A 3369-nucleotide genomic window follows, 5' to 3' on the forward strand; every position below is an offset into this window, starting at 1 on the left:
AGCTTGGCAAATTTCAGGATCAGGTTTTTCTCCCCTTCATGCTGGAATTTAACTTTTGCCTTGATGTTCTGTGGATCGGTTCCGTCTAAAAATAAAACTTCACCCACCCCAAATCTGTCGTGACGTACTTTGTCGCCGACTATAATATTTTCCGACGAGGCACCGCTGGGATTGGTGATTCTCGCGGTCGCCACAGGTTTCAGATTCTGAGGTGGTGGCAACGGTTCGTTTCGCTGAATACTTTTCTTTTCTTCTTTCTTTTTGAAAAATTTGGGAACAGCAGGTTCATCATCAAAAATATTCGATTTGAGACCGGAATTGTTCACAAAACGACTCTCCATAGCTGGATTGATGAATTCCAGATGCTCAGCATCCATCTCGCTTAAAAAACGCGAAGGTTCGGCATCTGTGATTTTCCCCCACTGAAATCTGGAAACTGCATAAGAGAAAAACGCCTGTTTTTCGGCCCGCGTAAGCGCTACATAAAACAACCTTCGTTCTTCTTCGAGTTCTTCACGGGTGGAAGAACTCATGAAACTTGGGAAAAGATTTTCTTCCAGACCAACCAAATGAACTACCGGAAATTCAAGACCTTTTGAGAGGTGAATCGTCATGAGTGAAACCTGGTCACCATCTTCCTTTTTTTCATTCTGCGTATCGGCAGAAAGTGCAATATTCTCTAAAAAATTTGAAAGTGAAGGGTCGCCATCTTCAATCTGCTGCTGTTCTTCGATAAAACCCTGCATCGAGTTCATGAGTTCCTGAACGTTTTCTACCCTCGAAATTCCTTCCGGCGTCTGGTCATCTTTCAGAAACTTTATCAAACCCGTGCGCTTGGCGACCTCCATGGCAACGGTGTAGGCATTCTCGGTTTTCAACATCACCTGGAAAGCTTTGATCATCGCCCAAAAATCTGCAAGTTTAGTAAGGATTCCGTTATTTAAACCCAACTGCGGAGCGTAGATACCCAGATTATCTAAAACGCTGCTGATGGACACATTTTGGGAATCTGCAAAAACAATGAGTTTATTTTGGGTAGTTTCGCCAATTCCACGTGCCGGAAAATTGATGATTCTCGTCAGCGCTTCGCTATCGTTTTCGTTGATGAGCAGACGGAGATAAGCCACCAAATCCTTAACTTCTTTTCTTTGGTAAAAAGACAGGCCGCCAAAAACTTTGTACGGAATATTTTTTCGGCGCAGCGCATCTTCAAACGCCCTGGTTTGCGAGTTTGTACGATAAAGAATTGCAAAATCGGTAAATTTCCTTTGCTGAGAATTATGAAGTTCCCAAATATTTGACGCTACAAAATTGGCTTCATCAGCATCTGAAAGCGACCGGTACACCTTGATTTTGTCTCCTTCTTCGTTATCGCTGAATACATTTTTCTTGAACTGCTGCACGTTTTTGGAAATCACCACATTGGCAGCATTTACGATATTTTGGGTCGAGCGGTAATTCTGTTCCAAAGAAACGGTTACGGCATCCGGATAATCTTTTTTGAAGTTCAGGATGTTGTAGATATTCGCACCCCGGAAAGAGTAAATCGACTGCGCATCGTCGCCCACCACACAAATATTCTCGAATTTTGAAGCCAGTGCTTTCACAATCAAATACTGCGAATGGTTGGTATCCTGATACTCATCAACTAAAATATATCTGAAACGGTCCTGGTATTTCGCCAGCACATCGGGAAATCTTGTGAGCAGTTCATTGGTCCGCAGAAGCAGGTCATCAAAATCCATCGCCCCGTTTTTGAAACACGCTTCAACATACTTCTGGTAAATCATACCCATGTGCTTCATGTTTGCGCGTTCATCATTTTCAATAAGTTCGGGATTGTTGAAATATGCTTTTACGGTGATGAGATTGTTTTTGTAGTTTGAAATTCTTGCCAGAACTTTCTTCGGTTTGTAAAGGTCTGCGTCGATATTAAGCTCCTTCAGTACTTTTTTCAGCACGTTCAGAGAATCCTGGGTATCGTAAATGGTAAAATTTGACGGGAAACCCAAAAGATGTGCTTCGCTCCGCAGAATTCTTGCAAAAACAGAGTGAAATGTCCCCATCCATAGTGAACGGGCTTCGCTCTGCCCTACTACTTTTGCAATTCTTTCCTTCATTTCTTTCGCTGCCTTGTTGGTAAAGGTGAGCGCAAGGATATTGAAGGGGTCTACCAGATTGGTAATTAAATGGGCAATCCGCATGGTAAGCACACGGGTTTTGCCGGAACCTGCGCCTGCAAGTACCATGAGTGGACCTTCTAACGTAGTTACGGCTTCATATTGTGCTTCATTTAATCCTTTCAAATAATCCATCTGGGCAAAAAGTTTTGGGGAACAAATTTAAAGAAATATATACGGAACTCAAAAGGTGGTTTTGCTTTCTGCATAAGTAAAGTTCAGTTCCGTCATTAAACAAAAATAAAGCCCCGTTTTCGGAGCTTTACATCAATTTTTATAAATGTGAACGCTTACGCTAATTTTACATTTACAGCGTTAAGTCCTTTGTTTCCTTGCTGAACTTCGTAAACCACCAAATCGTTTTCGCGGATTTTAGATGTTAATCCGGAAACATGAACGAAAATGTCTTCGCTACCGTTTGATGGAGTGATAAATCCGAAACCTTTTGTTTCGTTGAAAAATTTTACTGTGCCTTCTTGCATTGTATTATTGTTAATTATGTTATTATTTTACGAGCTGAATGTTTACAGCTGAAAAACCTTTAGGTGATCTTTCTTTTTCGAAAGAAACCTTGTTGCCTTTCTTCACCGCGTGTGCACAGTTGTTCTCGTGGAAGAAAATATTTTCCTGTGTACCATTTTCAGCGATAAATCCGTAGCCTTTATCACTTAAAAAAGTCACAATTCCTGTTTTTAAAGTTTCTTCAGCCTCAATTGGCGCGGCACCAAGCTGAATGTCGTTAAGATCAATACATTCGCGGTTTTGTTCTCCTGGAGGCGTTTCTGTCAACTGCCCGTTTGCATCAACGTAAAGGAACATCTCGTCTAAAGCTTTCCCTTTGTTGTTGTTGTTTTTGCGCTCTTCACGCTTTAAAGATTTCTCTTTTTGTTTTTGAAGTTTTTTCTTGAAATTTTCTTTTTTTGAGAAAGAATCTGCCATATATTATAATCGTATTTAAGTTTATGATAACCACTTCGGCCCACTTTAGCCTCTAAATTTGACCTGATAATGAAATCTGAAAGCGCGTTCCCACGACATAAGAAATCGAAAATTCGGGTGATAAAGTATAAAAGCAGCTGCGAAATAGCGAAAACTGATAAGAAAAAATGTAGATTCTAAACGGTATTAGATAAAGCAAGGCAGTTGCCTCTTATAAATTATACTACAAAGATACAATAATTAATCGGAG

3 protein-coding genes are annotated in these 3369 nt (G+C 40.6%); all 3 read right to left on the reverse strand.

The features are described from left to right. A partial coding sequence (locus tag V5N63_RS02585; protein WP_332032705.1) for an ATP-dependent helicase occupies positions 1 to 2315 on the reverse strand: 2315 nt, incomplete at its 3' end. A 155-nt stretch (positions 2316 to 2470) separates the two neighbouring features. Further along, positions 2471 to 2662 carry a cold-shock protein gene (locus tag V5N63_RS02590; RefSeq protein ID WP_088469357.1) on the reverse strand — a complete coding sequence of 64 codons (192 nt, stop codon included), beginning with the start codon at positions 2660 to 2662 and terminating at the stop codon, positions 2471 to 2473. A 22-nt stretch (positions 2663 to 2684) separates the two neighbouring features. Next, a complete protein-coding gene (locus V5N63_RS02595) occupies positions 2685 to 3119 on the reverse strand; it encodes a cold shock domain-containing protein (protein WP_332032706.1) in 435 nt (144 codons plus the stop codon). Positions 3120 to 3369: the final 250 nt, after the last annotated feature.

Origin of the sequence: Kaistella sp. (genome assembly GCF_032060305.1) — a bacterium.
GTDB lineage: Bacteria > Bacteroidota > Bacteroidia > Flavobacteriales > Weeksellaceae > Kaistella > Kaistella yananensis.